Annotated in this window: 15 protein-coding genes; 6 read left to right on the top strand and 9 right to left on the bottom strand. The window is 40.6% G+C overall.

Annotated features, from left to right (window positions below; all coding sequences use genetic code 11):
* The coding region (locus EA341_RS07295) for a beta-eliminating lyase-related protein (RefSeq protein WP_293012639.1) at positions 1-357 on the top strand (357 nt) is incomplete at its 5' end.
* A 289-nt stretch (positions 358-646) separates the two neighbouring features.
* Here the strand turns inward: EA341_RS07295 and EA341_RS07290 are convergent.
* Together EA341_RS07290 and EA341_RS07285 are read right to left on the bottom strand one after the other, a co-directional pair.
* Positions 647-901 (bottom strand): Txe/YoeB family addiction module toxin, encoded by a 255-nt coding sequence (locus tag EA341_RS07290; RefSeq protein ID WP_293012638.1) that lies wholly within the window; start codon positions 899-901, stop codon positions 647-649.
* 11 nt (positions 902-912) lie between these two features.
* A complete protein-coding gene (locus EA341_RS07285) occupies positions 913-1,167 on the bottom strand; it encodes a type II toxin-antitoxin system Phd/YefM family antitoxin (protein WP_293012637.1) in 255 nt (84 codons plus the stop codon).
* A 145-nt stretch (positions 1,168-1,312) separates the two neighbouring features.
* Between EA341_RS07285 and EA341_RS07280 the strand changes: the two genes are divergently transcribed.
* Positions 1,313-1,495 (top strand): hypothetical protein, encoded by a 183-nt coding sequence (locus EA341_RS07280; protein ID WP_293012636.1) that lies wholly within the window; start codon positions 1,313-1,315, stop codon positions 1,493-1,495.
* A 377-nt stretch (positions 1,496-1,872) separates the two neighbouring features.
* Complete coding sequence (locus EA341_RS07275) at positions 1,873-3,135, top strand: replication-associated recombination protein A (RefSeq protein ID WP_293012635.1); 1,263 nt, start codon at positions 1,873-1,875, stop codon at positions 3,133-3,135.
* Positions 3,136-3,216: 81 nt separating this feature from the next.
* Here the strand turns inward: EA341_RS07275 and EA341_RS07270 are convergent, their stop codons facing one another.
* A complete protein-coding gene (locus EA341_RS07270) occupies positions 3,217-3,825 on the bottom strand; it encodes a Uma2 family endonuclease (RefSeq protein ID WP_293012634.1) in 609 nt (202 codons plus the stop codon).
* A gap of 198 nt (positions 3,826-4,023) precedes the next feature.
* Positions 4,024-5,259 (bottom strand): hypothetical protein, encoded by a 1,236-nt coding sequence (locus tag EA341_RS07265; protein ID WP_293012633.1) that lies wholly within the window; start codon positions 5,257-5,259, stop codon positions 4,024-4,026.
* A 389-nt stretch (positions 5,260-5,648) separates the two neighbouring features.
* On the opposite strand from EA341_RS07265, the gene EA341_RS07260 reads away from it, so the two are divergent.
* From EA341_RS07260 to EA341_RS07250, 3 genes are all read left to right on the top strand, one after another.
* Positions 5,649-6,722, top strand: coding sequence for an efflux RND transporter periplasmic adaptor subunit (locus tag EA341_RS07260; RefSeq protein ID WP_293012631.1), 1,074 nt, complete (start codon positions 5,649-5,651; stop codon positions 6,720-6,722).
* Between the two features lie 3 nt (positions 6,723-6,725).
* Positions 6,726-9,767, top strand: coding sequence for an efflux RND transporter permease subunit (locus tag EA341_RS07255; protein ID WP_293012630.1), 3,042 nt, complete (start codon positions 6,726-6,728; stop codon positions 9,765-9,767).
* Positions 9,768-9,975: 208 nt separating this feature from the next.
* The gene (locus EA341_RS07250; protein ID WP_293012629.1) at positions 9,976-13,092 is read left to right on the top strand and encodes an efflux RND transporter permease subunit; all 3,117 of its coding nucleotides are present in this window, start codon (positions 9,976-9,978) and stop codon (positions 13,090-13,092) included.
* Positions 13,093-13,384: 292 nt separating this feature from the next.
* Here EA341_RS07250 and EA341_RS07245 read toward each other — a convergent pair whose 3' ends face one another.
* The 5 genes from EA341_RS07245 to EA341_RS07225 all read right to left on the bottom strand — a co-directional run bounded on the left by EA341_RS07245 (position 13,385) and on the right by EA341_RS07225 (position 19,052).
* Complete coding sequence (locus EA341_RS07245) at positions 13,385-13,612, bottom strand: hypothetical protein (protein ID WP_293012628.1); 228 nt, start codon at positions 13,610-13,612, stop codon at positions 13,385-13,387.
* A gap of 374 nt (positions 13,613-13,986) precedes the next feature.
* A complete protein-coding gene (locus tag EA341_RS07240) occupies positions 13,987-15,291 on the bottom strand; it encodes an HlyD family efflux transporter periplasmic adaptor subunit (protein WP_293012627.1) in 1,305 nt (434 codons plus the stop codon).
* Positions 15,292-15,293: 2 nt separating this feature from the next.
* Positions 15,294-17,501, bottom strand: coding sequence for a peptidase domain-containing ABC transporter (locus tag EA341_RS07235; RefSeq protein WP_293012640.1), 2,208 nt, complete (start codon positions 17,499-17,501; stop codon positions 15,294-15,296).
* A 186-nt stretch (positions 17,502-17,687) separates the two neighbouring features.
* A complete protein-coding gene (locus tag EA341_RS07230) occupies positions 17,688-18,833 on the bottom strand; it encodes a hypothetical protein (RefSeq protein ID WP_293012624.1) in 1,146 nt (381 codons plus the stop codon).
* A gap of 60 nt (positions 18,834-18,893) precedes the next feature.
* Positions 18,894-19,052 (bottom strand): hypothetical protein, encoded by a 159-nt coding sequence (locus EA341_RS07225; RefSeq protein WP_293012623.1) that lies wholly within the window; start codon positions 19,050-19,052, stop codon positions 18,894-18,896.
* Between the last annotated feature and the right edge of the window lie 213 nt (positions 19,053-19,265).

Here is a 19,265-nt window from a genome sequence, read left to right as displayed (position 1 = left end):
AGGAAAGTCAGAAAGGCTTTTGGTGGAGGCATGCGTCAAGCTGGCTTTTTGGCTGCTGCTGCCATTTATGCTTTGGATCATCATGTGGATAGACTCAAAGAAGACCATGGGCGGGCGAGAAAGTTGGGGGCTATGTTGGAAAATCATGCTTTGGTATCTGAAGTATTCCCTGTGATGACCAATATTGTGATTGCCAAGTTATCCGGCATTACCCCTGCTGAAAAGTTGTCAAAATTGGATGCTCAGGGTATCAAAGCCGTCAAGTTCGGAAAAGATCAAATTCGGTTTGTTACGCATTTGGATTTTGATGATGAGATGTTGGAGAGTTTTGGGAAGAAAATATTGGAAATAAGGTAGAAATATAGCTTTACTGAAATAGAGTAGAAATATACTTCGTGAAATAAGGTAGAAATATGCCTTCGGCGAAATATGTGATTATGGATACTAGGTTGATATGGATGGATATTTGCTTTGTGATATTGGATTGATATAGTGGAAATATACTTTGTGAAATACAATTGAAATATCCCCCTGCCAAACAGCAGAAGGTTCGTCAAAATAAGTGGAAATAAAGCTCTTAAAAAGGTTTACGCTGTAAACGTAAAATGTTTTACTTTGGGAAAATAAACCCTTCCATCTAATCTCCTCAGTAATGGTATCTGCATTGTAGAATATAGATTGCCTCAGTATCCGTTTTGTAGACCAGTCTGTGTTCAAGGTTGATTCTCCTTGACCACCAGCCTGAAAGTTCGTGTTTAAGCGGTTCGGGTTTGCCTATGCCATCATAAGGGCTGCGCATTGACACTTTGATTAATTCATTGATTTTTTTAAGGATCTTCTTGTCAGTCTGTTGCCAATAGAGGTAATCTTCCCATGCTGAGCTTAAAAAAATGATTTTCATAGGCACAAATTTTAATCTTCCAATAGGTTTTTCTCCTTACCCAAACCTTTTTCATACTCTTCTATCCCTTTCAAAAGTCGCTCAGCATTTTTGGGACTTTTCAGTAAGTGAAAAGTTTCGAGCATGCTATCATAATCTGATTTTGACATTACTACAACGTCTTCTCCATTTGACCTGGTAACAAATACCGGTTCACGGTTGGTGAAAACTTTATCCAGAAATGATTTCAAGTGCTGCCTAAAATTAGAGTAAGTTGTAATTTCCATAGAATTAAGCTTTTAACAAATTTAGGGATTCTTTTATATTGTACAAAATCTTGTACTATAGAAAGGATAGAGATAATTGCTTTGGTCATTTGAACCATCACTTCAATAAAAGCGGTTTCTTTTATATATTTATGAAAAAAAGGAGATGATTACGAAAGAAAAACTACTTGAGACCTTAAAAAGTATGCCTGATAAGTTTTCAGTAGAAGAATTGATGGAACGGGTACTTTTGCTTCAAAAAATTGAAATAGGCTTAGAGCAATCGGAAAGAGGAGAGGGTTATTCTTCAGAGGAAGCAAAAAAGATGATAAAAGAGTGGCTAAAGTAATTTGGTCACCACAAGCTGTTGAGGATATCGCTCAAATCGCTGAATTCTATTTTAAGATTTCATCGAATTATGCTGAAAGTCTAATAGCTTCAATTTTTTAATTGTTTTTAGTGATTATCCGCTTTCTTACCGGTAGAATCTTCATAATAGAATTAACTTATGAATTCAAGCCAATATCAATGAGTATCAAATATCTATTAATATCAGCTTGGTCTAGGCCCCATGTTTAATTGGTTAGTGGTGTAATTGCGGATATACATATTGTTTTTTTATTAATGCTAAAGTTCCGAATATCCAATATCCATTAATATCTATCAATATCTTTTTAATATTGTATTCAAGAAAGAATCCATTTCAAGCCAATATCAGCATCATCGATGAGCAATACCCCACTAGCAGAAAGAATGCGTCCAACCAAATTAGAAGACCTGATTGGACAGGAGCACCTTTCCAAGCCGAATACATTTTTGTACAGGGCCATCAAAAGTGGGCAAGTGCCTTCTTTGATCCTTTGGGGACCTCCAGGGGTGGGCAAGACGACCATTGCCAATATCATTGCCAATGAAATCAAAGCACCTTTTTATACCCTGAGTGCCATCAGTTCCGGCGTAAAGGATATCCGTGAAGTGATTGAAAAAGCCAAATTCCAGATGGGCGTAGTACTTTTTATCGATGAAATCCACCGCTTCAACAAATCCCAGCAAGATGCGCTGTTAGGAGCTGTGGAAAAAGGAGTAATCCGTCTGATCGGAGCTACGACAGAAAACCCATCCTTTGAAGTCAATGCGGCACTGCTGTCCAGATGTCAGGTTTTTACCTTGAATCCCTTGGGAAGGCCTGAGTTGGAAGCCATGATCCATCAGGCTTTGGAAAAGGATATTTTGCTTAAAAAGAAAGAGGTAGAGCTTAAGGAAACAGAGGCCTTACTGCGACTTTCGGGTGGGGATGGAAGAAAGCTGCTCAATCTGTTGGAGATTGTCATCAATGGTTTGGACGAAGATACATGTGTGATCACCAATGAGAAAGTCACCACGATTGCGCAACAGAAAGTAGCGCTTTACGACAAATCCGGTGAACAGCATTATGACATCATTTCCGCCTTTATCAAATCCATCCGGGGTTCTGATCCCAATGCAGCGGTGTATTGGTTGGCAAGAATGATAGAAGGAGGGGAAGATGTGAAATTCATCGCCCGCCGCCTTGTGATCTTAGCTTCTGAAGACATAGGGAATGCCAATCCCAATGCATTGCTGCTGGCGACGAATTGCTTCGAAGCTGTCAAAATTATAGGTTACCCTGAAGCAAGGATTATCCTTTCCCAATGTGTGACCTATCTGGCAAGCTGTCCCAAAAGCAATGCGTCTTACATAGCCATCAACAAAGCCCAGGCATTGGTCAGAGAAAAGGGAGATCTATCGGTTCCTTTGCACTTGCGGAATGCTCCTACAAAGCTGATGAAAGATTTGAATTATGGGAAGGAGTACAAGTATTCACATGATTACGAAGGGAATTTTGTGGCGCAGGAGTACCTGCCCGATGAAATCAAAAACCTCAAACTCTACGAACCCGGCAACAATGCCCGTGAGAATGAATTGAGAAAGTATTTGAATTCCAGGTGGAAGGGGAAGTATGGGTATTAGGATTTATCAGTATCCGGTTGATCTAGTCCCCTTATTAAAATTGGTTAGTGGTAAAATTTTCGGATATATATAAATATGATTTTAGGCTTCTTTAAAATACTCCTCCAAATCCAATTCAAAGCCTTTGATGACTGAGGATATGGCTACGTCACCTACTGTCATCCAGCGCGAGGCGGAATATTTTCCTTGAGTCAAGGTATAGATCAAAACAGTTTTCCCTTCTGGATCGACGATCCAATACTCCTTGACACCGGATTCTTCATATACCTCGTATTTGCGCTGAAGTTCCATTTGTTTGTTGCCTGCAGATAACACTTCCACCACTAAATCCGGAGCACCCACACAACCTCTTTCGTCCAGTTTTTCCAAGTCACATACTACACAGATATCGGGTTGTACTACAGTATGGATTTGATCATCCCTTTTTGATTTTACCGGGAGCCGAACATCAAATGGAGCGATATAGGCCTGGCATTTTTTTCCTCTCAAAAATAGATTCATTTCTGTATACAGGTTACCTGTTAGCCATTGGTGAATTCTTCTTGCCGCTGCAGCTGCTTTTTTGAAGACCTTTCCTTTGATCAGCTCGGTCATTTCTTCCATTTCCCAAGTCAAATAGTCAGCATAGGTATAATTCCCGTAACTCAAATCGGGCTCTTTTACCAATGAACTTTTGTCTTCCTTTTCCATACCTGAATTTAATCATTATGATGGATTGTTTTCCAATTATTCTTTCCAAAAAAAAGCCCTTGAATCCCGATATTTTCTGTCAAAATTTCCCAGTAACAATTTAGTTTATTTAATATCAATCAATATCGAGTATCAATAAATATCCAAATGCCTGCATTAAAGGGTTATTATCATGATTTCGCATAAGTATTATATAAGTTACAAAAACCTATACTCATCCACCTTCTCAATTTTTTGCTTCAAATCTGCAATATTGATACTGTCTTTGATGCCGTTGTCCCTGACGACTTTTTTGTCCCTCAATGTTCTGGAAATCCGGTCATAAACCTGTTGTGAACTCTCTATGCTTCCATTTACCTTTTTGCCTTGGATGATGCCATTTTGATGCGCCAGGTCCAAAGCTTCGGACACCTTGATTTGATAATTGTCAGCCAGTTCAAAGAAATTGTCATAATAAAGTATAAACTTCTTGGCCAATTCCACAGTACTGTTTATCTGATTGCTGTAGTTTTTCAGATCTGTTTCATTTTGGATCAAAGCAGCATAGTTGACCTGACCTCTTGAGGTCCTGTATTTTCTTTCCACTTGATTGAGTTGGCGCTCTACATTTTCTTTGGAAAACTCACCCAAAACCCTGTTGAAGTAAGCATCCAAAGTTTCAGAACCCAACCTGTCGGGCATTTTCTGACCCAATTTTGTCATATCCTTATTGAGCTTGGAAAGCAGTTCCAACTGTAGGTTTTCCAACAGAACCACCCTGTCATAGTTTGAGGATTGGTTCAGTGTGTTGGCTTTGTCCAATGCAGAGAAATAGACCAGATATTTATTGAGTTCATTTTCAAATTTCTCGAGTTTTTCGAAATCAGGTTTTTTCTCTGTCAACATGGAACTGTAGGCGATATTGACCAGAGAATTTGAGGCGAAAAAAGCCTGGGAAACAAATGGAATGCCCGAGGTGAGTGGACTGGAAAGCACATTGTTGGTGACCTCAAGGAACCGGTCCATTTTGGTTTTACTTTCAAAAATTCCGATTTTTTTGGCAGACTCCATGATGACTTCCTCCAGAGAAAAACCCAAAGGCCCGCCTTCAATGCTCCCCAAAGATTTGATAAATCCCTGATACTCTTGGTCGGTCATTCTGGATTTGAGGTTGATGATGTCATCACTCAGTTTTTTATGGATTTGTGTGGAGTGAATAATACTGGACTTGATGGAAGTCCATCTTGTTTCATCAGAGATGTTTTTGTCGATGACAAGATCATTGATGGCTTTATTGGTGATCTCCAGATTTTGTTGCAGGCTTTCATTGTAGTTTTTCAGGACTTCGATTTCCTGTTCCAAGCGGAATATTTTGACAGAATCAGGATTGCTCTGTGCAAGTGTTGACCAAGTGGTCCATGCCATCATGGAAGACAGCAAAAGGATTTTCTTCATGCAGGGGTATTAGGGGGATAAAGTTTTAGCAATCAGCGCAAAAACCGAGCAAATATATTTGGAAAGTCTAGAATATAATGTTGTACGTTGAAAAAGGCGCAAAGAAATTTTTTTAAAGAAAAGAGTGTAGGATTTTAGATAGGTTTAGTCTAGCCACAAGTATGCATTTTTTTGAAAAAGCTTTACTAAAATCCTTAAGGAGTATTCAAATCAAAGTTTACATTGCTTTTTTATAGACTTTAACTATTTGTTTTTAAGGTCTGTAAAAATGAAGTGAGTTAAAATTAATTAATTGGAAAAAAATTCTTGTCATATCATCTTTTCGTCTATTTCTTTTGAATTTTCTAATTTCTTAGTTTATTTAAAATTCAATTTGAAATCCTGTTTTTATGCATTCAAAAATACGCTGGATCTTTGTCCCAATTTTAGTTACTTTTTTCGCCTGTTCTGAGGAGAAAACGACTTCTCAGGAGCAGCCTATGGACAGTTTTAGGAATGAAGTGGAGGCTACTCCGGTGAGGGTGGCCATGTCAGAAAAACGAACTTTTGATTACCTGATCAATGCTTCCGGAAAAATAGAGGCCTTGGATCAGATCAAAGTAATTGTAGAAAGACCTGGCTACTTGAATGAACTTGAAGTCAAGGAGGGGGATTATGTGGAAAAGGGAAAAACTTTGGCAAGATTGGATCAGACCGAAAGCCTTTTTAAACTTGAAAAAGCCAAAATCAATCTGAAGAATGCTGAGGCCACCTATCAGTCGGAAATACTGAGTTTTGACGGAATATTTACCTCTGGGGATTCTGCCAGGATTATACCTGTGAGGGATCAATTGATGGCTAAAAGCGGCTTGTTCACTGCCCAACTGGAATTGAAGGAAGCGGAATTGGATTTGGAAAAAACCATTATCAAAGCGCCTACTTCAGGAAGAGTAGCAGACATACAGATCAAAAATGGCAGTTTGGTCAATTCTGGCGATGAATTGTTGGAAATCATCAATCCTTCACAGCTGGAACTCAAAGTCAAAGTACTGGAATCGGATATCCACATGATAGCACTTGGTCAGGCTGCTGAAATTATTCCGGTAGGATCAGGAGGAAATGGACTTACCGGCAAAGTACGCAGCATCAACCCCAAAGTAGATGAAAACGGTTTGGTTCAGGTGGGAATCCAGGTAGCCGGTGGTAAAGGGCTTCTTCCCGGTATGAATGCCAGGGCAGTGATCAAAGCACCACAGAACAACAGCATTGTTGTGCCCAAGCAGGCGGTAGTGTCTAGATCTGGAAGACCTGTAGTCTTTACCGTAGTCAATGGCAATGAGTCCAAATGGAATTATGTAGAGCCAGGTAAGGATAATGGCAGAGAGGTGGAAATCCTGGAAGGCTTGGAAGCAGGAGAAACAGTAATCATCAGCAATAACCTGCAGCTCGCGCATCAGGCACCCGTGCAGCCCATAAAAGATTAAGCCATGGTTAGATTTTTATTGGCAAGACCCATTGCTGTTCTGATGACATTTTTGGCCTTGATGGTCTTTTCGGTCATTGTATTCAGAACTTTGCCTATTTCCCTTTTACCGCCAATAGATGTCCCCCAGATTCTGGTAAAAGTCAATTATCCCAATGCATCTCCGGAAGCCATTGAGCAAAATGTGCTATCTCCTATCCGGGAGGGATTGATGACTCTGGGCGGGCTTGAAGATATGGACAGTAAGGCTGGTTCGGAGGTAGGGACCATCAGGCTGAGTTTTGATTATGGAACCCGCATGGAGTTGGCCTATATTGAAGTCAATGAAAAAATCGACCGACTGACCAATTCCCTGCCTGCAGACTTGAGCAGGCCTCAGGTGATAAGAATCAATACCAATGACATTCCAGTAGTAAGGGTTCAGGTAGTGCCGAAAGCCGGGTTTGATTTTACAGAAGTCAGTCTGCTGACAGAAAATGTACTGAAAAAACGGATTGAGCAACTTGAAGGAGTATCTCTGGTAGATATCAATGGCAAAAAAGAGCGCATGATCACCGTCAGTCCTAAAATCCAGATTTTGCGTGGATTGGGAATGACCGAAGAAAATGTCATCAATGCTGTCAAATATGGAAATGAAGAACTACCGGGAATTTCCGTGGAAGATGGGCAGTTCAGGTATTACCTAAGATTGGCTACCCGTGTGGAAAGCCCTGAAGATATCTTGAAGCTTCCGGTAACTTCTTCGGAAGGTGTGACAGTGGATTTGCGTACGGTAGCTTCTGTCCAATATGAAACAGCTGAACCTTTGGGATATCATCTTTATGGAGAAGAAGAAGGGTTGGTCATCACCGTCCACAAACAGGCCGCTGCAAAAATGAACGAACTGCTTCCGAAAGTATATGAGGCGGTTGATATTTTTAAAAAAGATTACCCACAGGTGGAATTTGCCTTAAGTCAGGACCAATCCGTGCTGCTCAATGCCGGTATCAGTAACCTGCAGACCAGCTTGCTTTTTGGGGGGCTTTTTGCTTTTGGGGTTTTGTTTATTTTTATGGGAAATTACCGTACTCCCATCATTATTGGGCTTTCTTTGCCTTCTTCACTGATCATCAGTTTTCTGGTGTTTTACTTTTTCGATATCTCCATCAATGTCATTTCACTTTCCGGCTTGGCCCTTGGTCTGGGAATGTTGATAGACAATTCCATCATCGTATTGGATAACATTACAAGAAAGAGAAAAGAAGGGCTGCCTTTGTTTGAAGCCTGCGTGGAAGGGGTGAATGAAGTGATGTCCGCTTTGATCAGCTCTGTGTTGACAACCTTGGCGGTTTTTGTACCTCTGGTTTTTCTTTCGGGTATTTCAGGTGCCTTATTTTTTGATCAGGCTGTAGCCGTTGCTGCCATTCTGGGAGTTTCCCTCTTGGTGGCATTTATCTTTTTGCCTATGCTCTATCGCTTTTTTTTCAGAAACCAATCCGAATCAGCCCCTATACATGAAGATTCTAAGCTTTTTTTGAAAATACTGAAAGGCTACAAATCACTGTATATAAAGATTTTCAAGAAAAGGAAATTGAGCTTTGCGCTCTTTGTCATCCTGATACCCCTTGGACTTGCCTTATCCCTACTTTTGGAGACGAGAGGACTTCCACCTATAGAAAAGGTAGATGCCATGCTTACTGTCAACTGGAATGAACCCATTGGAGTGACTCAGAATAAAGACAGGGTACTTTCCCTGCTTGAGGCTTTAAAAGGTGCCTATATTCAGGCGGAAGGGGATGTTGGGGTAAGGCAATTTTTGCTTTTTGACGGGGAAAGCTCCCTACAGGAATCAACACTGTATTTTCTTTTCGAAAGCGAAAATGAAAAGCTGCGACAAATGCAGAGACTGGAGCAGTTGATCCATCAAAATTATCCCAATGCCATCCTTCAAATAGAAGATGCGCCCAATGCTTTTGATCAGCTCTTTGCTTCCAACATGCCATTTTATGAGGTAAGGTGGAAGGACCTCTCTACAAAGAGGCCTGTGGAAGAAAGGCAAATGGATGAGTGGCTGTCGGAATTTCCTGTTCAGCAATTTTCCAGAGGGCCTGGGTTACAAAAAGAAGCTTCTGTAATTTTTCGACTTGAGTCCTCCAAAATGGCAACATATGGAGTCAAACCCGCAGATTTGCAAGAAAAGGTGAAAAGACTTTTTGGAGTATATGGAATTACGGATATCAAACGATTTGGGGAAGTAACACCGATCAAGCTGAAGGCTGAAAAGGCCAATTTTGAAGAATTGCTCAGGTCTTCTTATGTGCAGGGGAATGATGGAAATGAATATGCCTTGAGCAATTTTATACGTTTTGATTATGAAAACCATTACAAATTTGTCACTGCTGATAAGGGAGGGGTTTTTCAATCTATATACCTGGAATCGGACAATCCTACCCAATATAATGAAGATATCAGCCGCTGGGGGAATGACAGAAACCTGGGTATTTCCTATTTCGGGCAGTATTTCAAAGACCGGGAAACCATCAGCGAGCTCTTGGGGATTTTGATGGTTGCCGTACTCCTGCTTTATTTCATATTGGCAGCACAGTTTGAGAGTTTTATACAGCCTTTGGTGGTGATCTTTACATTGCCACTGGGAATTGCCGGTGCCTTTACAGTCCTGCTTTTGACCGGATCATCACTCAATGTGATGTCTGCAATAGGTTTGGTGGTGATGTTGGGGATAATGGTGAATGATGCTATTCTGAAAATTGACACCATCAACCGCCTAAGGGTAAAATATGCTGATATCCTAAGTCCGAAAGAAAGCTTGGAAAGGGCAATGTTTGAGGCCGGTGAAATCAGGCTCAAGCCCATATTGATGACTTCGGTGACTACCATTCTGGCATTATTGCCGGTGGTATTCAGTTCAGGCTTGGGAGCGGATTTGCAGCGTCCTTTGGTATTTTCCGTGATCGGTGGCCTGACCATAGGAACCTTTACCGCCATGTATTTCGTGCCATTGGCGTATTGGGCTTTGGCGGGAAAAGGGAGGGAGTTTAGATCTTAGAATTAAGATTTTAGATTTGGTGTATTAGTAGGTTGAAAGTTAGCTTATCAGTAGAAGGTTTAAGGCGGGAAGTAACCTTTGAGGTTTTTAAAACCCCGAAGGTTTTGAATAAAAGAAAACAGAGAGCAAGTGAAAAACATAAATGTAAAGTTTAGGAGAAATTAAACTGCGTCAATCTAAAATCTAAAATCAAAAATTTTACTTACCCATGACTCCATTTAGGGTAATCATAGCGTTTGTCGTACTGAGTATCATAGGTTTTGCCTTGGTGCCCAAGCTATCTGTGGACCTGAATCCCAGAGAAAGGGAGCCTGTATTGACTGTCAGCTATAGTGTGCCCCAGTCTTCCCCGGAGTTGGTTGAAAAATTGGCTACTTCCCCACTTGAGGGAGCCTTATCCCAACTCGCAGAGCTCAAAAGGATCTATTCTGTGTCCAATTACGATAGGGGAAATATTACCCTGCGTTTTGACAAAAATACGGATATGGAATTCAAGAAATTTGAAGTCTCCTCCATCATCCGTCAGGTCTATCCATCCTTGGATCCCAAAGTCAGTTACCCTTTGGTGACCCAATCTGAAGAGCGGAGAACAGACATGAAAACCCCCATTCTGACCTATTCGGTGAATGGGCCGTTTGCTACTTTTGAGATCAAAAAAATTGCAGAGGATGTACTCAAATCCGCCATCAACCGATTTGATGAAGTCGAGGAAATCGCAGTTCGGGGGGCCAATAATCTCCAACTGTATGTGACTTATGATATACAAAGGCTTCAGCGGTATAACCTAAGTAAGTCTGCGGTGGAGTCTGTCATCAGGGAAGCCTTTGGAAGGTCCTTTCCCGGCGCTGTTGTCAACACCAGAGATGAGACACTTTTTATTCAGGTAGACCGCTCCCTTCAAAGTATTTCCCAGTTGGAAAACCTGATCATCAGCACCCAATCAGGGAAAGAGGTGTTCCTGAAAGACCTGGCCAAAATCACCATAGAAGAAGCAGAAGCGCAATCTTATTACAGAATCAACGGCAACAATTCTGTCACGCTTTCCATCATCAATAGGGATGGGGTCAATAAATTACTTTTGGCCAAAAACATCAAAGCGGCCATGGATGAAGCCCGTCAGCTTCTGCCGGCGGGGGTGGAAGTCAGGTTGGAAAATGACGATACGGAATTTCTGGAAAAGGAAATGACAAAAATATATAAACGCTCAGGATTGTCGATTTTGATTCTGATCGTTTTTATTTTTATCATCAATAGAAATCTTAGGTACCTCTCTACGCTTTTTCTGGGAATAGTAGTCAACCTCAGCATCACCGCCATTATTCTGTACCTGCTGGAAGTGGACATACACTTGTATTCTTTGGCAGGCTTGACCATTTCATTTGGTCTGATCGTGGACAATGCGATCATCATGATTGACCATTTGCACAAGCACCGCAATAGAAATGTGTTTGTAGCATTATTGGCGGCTTCGTTGACTACAATAGCCGCATTGATGATTGTGTTTTTCCTTCCCGAAGAAGACAGGAAAAACCTCAGCGAGTTTTCTGTAGTGGTTTCTGTCATGTTGGGTGTATCGCTCTTGGTAGCCTTGTTTTTTACGCCTGCTATGTACCAATTGCTTTTTGGAGATAAAGCCAAAAAAGGAAGGGAACTCAGTTTTCTCCAACTTAGAAAAAGAGCCAAGGCATTCAGACTATATTCCAATGGGCTTGGCTTAGTAGCGAGGTTTAGAAAGACTTTTGTAATCTTGTTGCTCCTGCTTTTTGGACTTCCCGTATTTTTTCTCCCAAATAAGTGGGAAGGACAGGAATGGTATAATAAGACGATAGGGAGTACTTTTTATCAGGAGGAAATGCGGCCTTATGTGGATAAGGCTTTGGGTGGATCTTTGAGGATGTTTGTAAGAGGAGTATTCGAAAAATCCAGTTATAGGGAAGCCGAAAAAACCAGGTTGTATGTTAATGCAAGATTGCCATTTGGAAACACCCTTGATCAGATGGATTTCATTATCCGTGAGTTTGAAAATTACCTCAAGGGTGTGGAGGGAATTGATCAGTTCGTGACCTATGTCCCTTCGGGACAGTACGCGCAGATTGTTATTACTTTCAAAGAGGCTTATGAAAAAGGAGCTTTGCCCTATCAGTTGAAGGGAAGGCTATCCGTCAAGTCTACCGATTGGTCTGGTGCGAGGTGGGTGATCACGGGAGTGGGGCAAGGTTTCTATACAGGTGCAGGGGGAGAGGGTACCCCGTCGTTTAGGGTGACAATGAAAGGGTACAACTTCGATGAATTGGAAAGGCAGGCAGAGGTTTTAGCTGAAAAACTACTTCAACATAAAAGGATTCAGGAGGTCAATACCAATGAACGATTGGGTTGGAATGAGCTGAAGTCAGAAGAATTCGTCTTAAGGCTGGACCAAAATGCCATGTCACTGCAGGGAGCCAATCAATACGAATTGGTCTCAGCTTTAAGAGATGTTTCCAAACCTGAGGGGCCTTCTACCTATTTGACCTTGGACGAACAGAATTATGGAGTAGTTGTGAGAGAAGAAAAATCTCCTTCTTATTCCAAGTTTGATCTGGAGGAAAAAAGCATGATTGCAGGAGAAAACAGGATTTTTAAAGTCAGCAGCTTTGGCACCTTGAATAAAGAGAAAACCACTTCAGCATTACACAAAGAGGACCGACAATATATCAGGCTTGTGGCTTTTGAGTATATGGGCTCGGCGAAGTTTGGCAATGAATACCTGGACGAGGTTTTGGAGGAAATGAAAACCTTGATGCCGATAGGCTACATTGCTGAGAAAAACATCGGGTTCTTGAATTTTGACAAAGCCAAAAGGCAGTACAGTTTGATTTTGGTATTGATAGTGGGGATATTTTTTATCACCTCCATTCTTTTTGAGAATCTAAAACAACCCTTTTACATTATTGTCATCATTCCGATTTCTTTTATTGGCTTGTTTTTGATTTTCTCCCTGTTCGATTTCTATTTTGATCAAGGAGGCTATGCTGCTTTTGTGATGCTGGGTGGCTTGGCGGTGAATGCAGCCATCTTTATCGTAAATGACCTCAACAATAGGAAAACAGGAATCTACAACCGGAATGTGATCAAAGCAGTGGGAGGAAAAGCAGTGCCCATTATGCTGACAATCCTTTCTACCTGCTTTGGTTTGATTCCATTTATTATGGAAGGGCAAAATGAAATATTCTGGTTTTCACTTGCCATAGGCACCATAGGAGGATTGATATTCAGTATTGTGGGGGTGTTTTTGGCCTTGCCAGTGTTTTTGTGGAGGAAGAAGGGGGGTAGTAGGTTCCCGTAATTTTCAGTTGTCCGGTTGTCCAAAGGCTTTGCCTTTGGACTTTTAGTTTTGGAGTTTTTAACTCCATTTGTAATTAAGCCATAGGCTCAAATACCAGATATCCGAAGCCACAGGCTAAGGAAAACAGATGTTTTTGGATTTGCAGGTATTTTTGTGGAGGAAGAAGGGGGGAGATGCGTCTCTAGCTATTGCCAAAAGGTTTATATGTGATTTTATTTACTCAACCGATTAGCAACAAATTGGCCATATTTTTTTGAAATATGGCCAAAATAATTCGATGATTATTGATTTATTACTGCATAACGCAACCACCACCTGCTGGACACCTATCCATTGTCATAGCCATTGCAACATCAATATGACTAACAAGATAGGCTTCGCCACCATAAGTATTGCCAGCGGAATCAAAACATTGACAATAATAAACATTATCATTCCCTCCTGTAATCTTCTTCATCTGACTTCTTCCAAGTACTTCATCGGAAGTAAGTCTCAGCATTTCTAAACTTAACTTTTTCATAATTCTTGAATTTTATTAAATTTTAAATTCTCCGGACATTTGGGTCACCCGAAGTTTGTGACCATTCATCGCGACTGAATATTTTGTATTTACATAAGGCACTTTTTACTAATCATATCAAAACTTAATTCCAATATAAAATTTCCTATTCTTCTTCTTCAAATGATTAAGACATTCATTATAATATGTATATCCGCAATTAGACCACTAACCAATTTAAATGAGCACCTGGATCAATCCGATACTAATAGATATTGGATATTCATTGATATTGGCTTGAAATCATAGGTTTATTCCACTAATTAGTTTCTACTGGCAAGAAAGCGGATAATCATGCATTATAATATAGGAATAGTTCTAACCTCGATTTCATCCTAATAAACCATGATTGACCTGAACTTGAAAAACAACCGCTCTGCCAAACTTAACTCTTCCGTGATGATTTCCGCATTTCCCAAAAGCTCCTGATTGAATGGGATTTCCCGGTTGAAAGAAGTTATAGTCCCATTGGGCAATGAGGCATAAACCAAATAATTGAACTCGTCATCAGGAGACACCGAAATGCTGGAAATCTTACCGATTAAGGCCCCATATTCCTGAAAAGGGTAATTGTCCAATTTGATCAATACCTTTTGGTCAACACTCACCTTCCCTGCATTCTGAGGAGATATTTTCATGGCTCCCATTAATTCTGATTTGTTGTCCGGCAGTACTGTAAATACCAGCTCGCCGGAATTAACTTGTTGATTGGCACCCCAGACTTTCTGGAAACTGACGACTCCATGGATTGAAGACTTTATCAGATAGGTGTATTCCCAATCCCTTAGACTCCGTTTTAATCCCTGATATGATTGAATCAAAGCTTTCAATGACCTAGTTTCTTCCTCTTCCCGATTGATATTGGTGTTTTTGATGGTCTGATAGGCGGTATTCAGTGCTTCCTGCAATTGGGAAATGGAAATGGTCATTTGGTTGACCTGTTCCTCAATCTGAAGGTATTCCACTTCTCTGGATTCAAAATCCTTATCAGCAATGATGCCATCCTTATGAAGACCCCTATTGCGCCCATAGTCGATTTTAGCCAGGTAGAGCCTGCGGTCAAGCAATTCCTTTTGGGCATGCTGACTATTGATCCTTTTTTTAATCTCTTCTATCGAAGCTTTGGTGCCTTCCACCTGTCCGGTAAACGGCTGGAGCTCTCTTATCAGTCTGTATTCCATATAGCTCCTTTCAAATTCCAGAAAGGACAAACCTATTTCACCCAGAACCATGTCGGAGAATAATTCAATAGGAAATGAGTAATCATTTTCCTTTCCAAATGCTTCATTCTCTAATACTGCCTTCAAAGAAAGTACATCTTCAATTATTGCAGTACTCTTGATCCCAGCCAAAGGCTGTCCTATGCCCACTTTATCTCCATTTTTCACAAATAAAGTCTCAATTTGTCCAGTATATCTTGAAGATATACGTTCTGTCGGATCTGCGGTGGTCACCAAAACCTTGGCCTCTACAAAATCAGGATACCGTATCAAAAATGACAGTCCTATCAAAAGTGACAGCATTAGGAATACAAGGGTAATCCCCCAACTTATCAGCCAGGCAGGAGGCCTGGAGATGATCTCCTGAACTTCATCCGAGCGAAGGTGTAGGTTATCGTTTTGGGAAAGGGCTAGTGGCATAATCAGTTTCCGTTTATTTTTTCGAGTTCAAGCTGGTTTTTAACCAGATTATAATAGATCCCTTGGGCATCAACCAATTCCAAATGGGTTCCCTGCTCTACAATCTTACCCTGGTCAATAACTATGATCTGATCCGCATTCCGGACAGTACTCAGCCTGTGGGCAATGATAAATACCGTTTTGCCCTGCATAAACTTCTGGAGATTTTCCATGACCTCCCGTTCATTTTTGGCATCTAGGGCAGAAGTTGCTTCATCAAATAAAAGCATATCGGGATTTTTATAGATGGCCCTGGCTATAAATAGCCGCTGCTTCTGTCCCGTACTCATTCCCACCCCTTCATTGCCGATCTTGGTATTAAACCCCAGCGGAAGTGACTGGATAAAATCGAGGATATTGGCAATCCGGGATGCTTCTATCAACCTCTCCTGATCGATCCTGTCCTGGCCCACAGCTATATTGGCCGCAATGGTATCATTAAACACATAGCCCTCCTGCATGACTACCCCACATTGGTCACGCCAACTTTTTGCACTGACTGTTTTCAGGTCATGCTTCCCATAGCGGATTTCCCCTGAAGTCGGATCATAAAATTTCAGCAAAAGCTTCATCAAGGTGGTCTTGCCACTGCCACTAGCACCCACAATTGCAGTTACCTGCTGCGGGGGAACGGTCAGGCTGACACCTGATAGCACAGGGTCTTCCGCTCCCACATACCGAAAGGCCAAGTTCCTTACCTCAAGGGCTTCTCCAGGCTGGATTGTCCTTATAAATTGCGATTCAGAATTTTCTTCATCTTCCTTGTCATGGATTTCATTGAGCCGCTCCAGGCTGATGGCCGCATCCTGATAAGACCTGACAAAACCTACGAGATCCGTTATCGGGCCATTCAACTGACCGATGATATATTGGAGTGCCAGCATCATACCCAAAGTCAGGTTTCCTTCTATGACCAGAACAGCCGAAGTGAAGGTGATCAAGATATTCTTAAGCTCGTTGATAACAGACGAACCCACCTGCTGTGCCTGTTCCAGAGAAAGGGACTGAATAGACACCTGAAACAACCTGGCCTGTACAAATTCCCAACTCCAACGCTTTTGCTTTTCGGCATTATGCATCTTGATTTCCTGCATTCCGTTTATCAGTTCGATCACCGTACTCTGTTCCTGGCTCATCTGGGCAAAACGCTTATAGTCCAGCTCCCTGCGCCGCTTCATAAAAAACAGTACCCAAGCAAGATAAAGCACGCTTCCTCCCAGAAAAATCAAAAAAATCGTAAGGCTGTAATAAATCAGCACAGCCCCAAAAACGATCAAATTGAAAAAAGAAAAAAGTGTACTAAGGGAAGTCCCTGTGAGAAGATTTTGTATTCTCCTGTGGTCTCCAATACGCTGCATGATATCTCCCGTCATCCGGGTATCGAAATAGGAAATGGGCAGGTTCATCAGCTTGATAAAAAAATCCGAGACAAGTGAAATATTGATCCGTGTAGTCAGGTGTAGCAATATCCAGCTGCGGAACACTTCTACACTCATCCTTCCGAGGAAGAGCATGATCTGGGCAAAAAGGACCAGGTAAATAAAGTTGATATCCTGGTTTTGGATCCCCACATCGACTATACTCTGGGTCATAAAAGGAAAAATCAACTGCAACAGACTACCTACTAGTAATCCGATGGCCAGTTGGGCTATCAGGTTTTTATAATTGAACAAGTATTTGAATAGGAAGCTTAAAGAACGTTGCTCTTTGTCTTCCCATTTCATTTTCCTGAAGGTCGGGGTAGGTTCCAGTAGGAGGGTGATGCCTTCTTTGGTCTGCTCATCAGCATTGTTACCGATCCATCGTGAGATGAATTCTTCTTTAGTATATTGAATCAAACCATAACCAGGATCGGATATATAGACGGTATCCTTTTTGATTTTATACACTACCACAAAGTGCTGCTTGTCCCAATGGACAATTAGTGGTAAAGGAGCTTCCTTTAGTTTTTGAAAATTTAGTTTGGCCCCGATGGTTTTGAATCCCATGGCCTCAGCTGCATCACTCAGCTTCAATAGGCTGCTACCTTCCCTGGTCGTTTCCGATATTTCTCTAATTTCTTTTAGGGATATCAGTTTGTCATAGTGCTTGGCTATGATTCGTAGACAGGTAGGGCCACAGTCTTTGGCATCAGGCTGTTTGTAGAAGGGGAAGGTGTTTTCAAAAAGAATTATTTAAAATTAAATTGTTATATACAAGTGTTTTTTAAGGGAAATTTACATGTTACGTTATTGATTAAGGTTTAAATTTCAATTTTTCATTTTCAAAAGTAGATTTGAATTAGGATTACTGGGCAATCAAGATGCAAGTAATATGTTATTTCATTTGCCTAAAATCATGATCTCACATTTTGAATATTAATGCAATCTAAATTCAAAAACAGCATAACTAGAATAAGTCGATTCTTCGTCTTCTTTATCTTTCTCTCTCATCAAGATCTTTCCCTTCTCCAACAGGATAAGCTCTGCATTTGGATCAAAATTTTCAGGAAAACTTATGGGAGGGGAAAGCATATTGTCCTTATCCAAAAAGTAAAATTTATACAAGGAAGGATCCGCAAGAGGGAAATAATCCTCATTATTGCTTTTTTTCTTTTCCAATTGCACTTCACTGATTCCTGAGTACCTGAGTAGGATGTAACCACTGTCATCCGCAGGATATAAGCCGACTGTTTTACCTTTTCCCTTATCATCTAGGTTTTGTTCGACTATTTGAACATATTTAACCAATTCAAAATCCCGTGTTAAATCATAAATTCCAATAGTCAGGGAATTATCAAATGTAAGGCGAAGTAATTTCTGATCGTCATCCAGAAAAAATACCTGTGTCAAGTCAAACTCTTTGTCTTCTGGATTGAAAGGGCTAAAGGAACCAAAATCGATTGGAAGCTTCCAAGTCAAAGATCCGTCAGAAGGATCAAAAACCTCCAGCAAATTTCCAGAAGATAGGGTGGGTTCCACTTCCTCTATAGGGATTTTAAAATTTGAATAAAAAGAGGGCAAAACCTGAGGATATGTTGCATCATTGAGAAAAAAATAAGGGGTTTTGGTTTTAGGCCCCCCATAGAAAACTACATTAAAAAAAGAGCTGAATCTCCAACGCTTATTTACTTCCCATTTTTCATTATACCATAACAATTCATTCGAACTTTGAAGGAAATAACCACCTTCTTTTTCGTTGAATGCACCGGAAAGTAAATTGCTGTTGTATTCGTTTGGCCCTTCACCCGTTCTTTCTATTTCCTGGTTGATTTCCCCTTTGCTATCAATTATTATAAAACTTTTGGTAATGGCATCATAAGCCAAAAAAATACTCTTTTCTAAATGATAGTCTAGGATCCTAAACCGGGTATCCCTTACAATGACAATTTCGTCAATTTTATGCAATTCTGGTTTGGGGATTTGAGATTGGATACCATTTTCTTTACAAGAGAAAAATATGGCTGCCATCAGTACAATAAAAAATGAATAATCAACTCTTCTTGAAATGTATATCATAATCATGATTTTATTTTTAAAAATGGCAAAACTTCTTTCTACTTGGCATTTTGGTATTCTCTTTTTTTAAAAGAAAATAGGGATTAGTTTCAAACCTGAACTAATCCCATATTTATCATGAACATCCAGTCGCAACACAACCAGTTGCTCCTCCATGACCAGAGCATTCAAGAGAAGCATCATTTGCATTTGGACATGGGCCTGATCCTGTGGTTTGTGTTCCATCTCCACATGTAGTTGTATGGGTACAATCTCTAGCTCCCCTTATTGTTTTCATCTGACTTCTTCCCAAAACTTCATTAGAAGTAAGGCTAAGCGTTTCTAAATTAAACTTTTTCATTCTTTTTAAATTTTATTGAAAATTAGAATCTCCGGACATTAGGGTCACCCGAAGCCTGTGACCATTCATCGCGATTGAATATTTTTATCCTTTTGGAT

Origin of the sequence: Mongoliibacter sp. (assembly GCF_007692705.1) — a bacterium.
Taxonomy (GTDB): Bacteria; Bacteroidota; Bacteroidia; order Cytophagales; family Cyclobacteriaceae; genus Mongoliibacter.
Note: the sequence above shows the minus strand (reverse complement) of the source record. Positions and strands in the feature narration are given on the sequence as shown.

Excerpts from the sequence above, each read along its gene's own strand:
- EA341_RS07230 (WP_293012624.1), bottom strand. The coding sequence starts at position 18,833 with ATGATTATGATATACATTTCAAGAAGAGTTGATTATTCATTTTTTATT.
- EA341_RS07240 (WP_293012627.1), bottom strand. The coding sequence starts at position 15,291 with ATGCCACTAGCCCTTTCCCAAAACGATAACCTACACCTTCGCTCGGAT.
- EA341_RS07285 (WP_293012637.1), bottom strand. The coding sequence starts at position 1,167 with ATGGAAATTACAACTTACTCTAATTTTAGGCAGCACTTGAAATCATTT.
- EA341_RS07265 (WP_293012633.1), bottom strand. The coding sequence starts at position 5,259 with ATGAAGAAAATCCTTTTGCTGTCTTCCATGATGGCATGGACCACTTGG.
- EA341_RS07260 (WP_293012631.1), top strand. The coding sequence starts at position 5,649 with ATGCATTCAAAAATACGCTGGATCTTTGTCCCAATTTTAGTTACTTTT.
- EA341_RS07255 (WP_293012630.1), top strand. The coding sequence starts at position 6,726 with ATGGTTAGATTTTTATTGGCAAGACCCATTGCTGTTCTGATGACATTT.
- EA341_RS07245 (WP_293012628.1), bottom strand. The coding sequence starts at position 13,612 with ATGAAAAAGTTAAGTTTAGAAATGCTGAGACTTACTTCCGATGAAGTA.
- EA341_RS07275 (WP_293012635.1), top strand. The coding sequence starts at position 1,873 with ATGAGCAATACCCCACTAGCAGAAAGAATGCGTCCAACCAAATTAGAA.
- EA341_RS07250 (WP_293012629.1), top strand. The coding sequence starts at position 9,976 with ATGACTCCATTTAGGGTAATCATAGCGTTTGTCGTACTGAGTATCATA.
- EA341_RS07290 (WP_293012638.1), bottom strand. The coding sequence starts at position 901 with ATGAAAATCATTTTTTTAAGCTCAGCATGGGAAGATTACCTCTATTGG.
- EA341_RS07270 (WP_293012634.1), bottom strand. The coding sequence starts at position 3,825 with ATGGAAAAGGAAGACAAAAGTTCATTGGTAAAAGAGCCCGATTTGAGT.
- EA341_RS07225 (WP_293012623.1), bottom strand. The coding sequence starts at position 19,052 with ATGGAACACAAACCACAGGATCAGGCCCATGTCCAAATGCAAATGATG.
- EA341_RS07280 (WP_293012636.1), top strand. The coding sequence starts at position 1,313 with ATGATTACGAAAGAAAAACTACTTGAGACCTTAAAAAGTATGCCTGAT.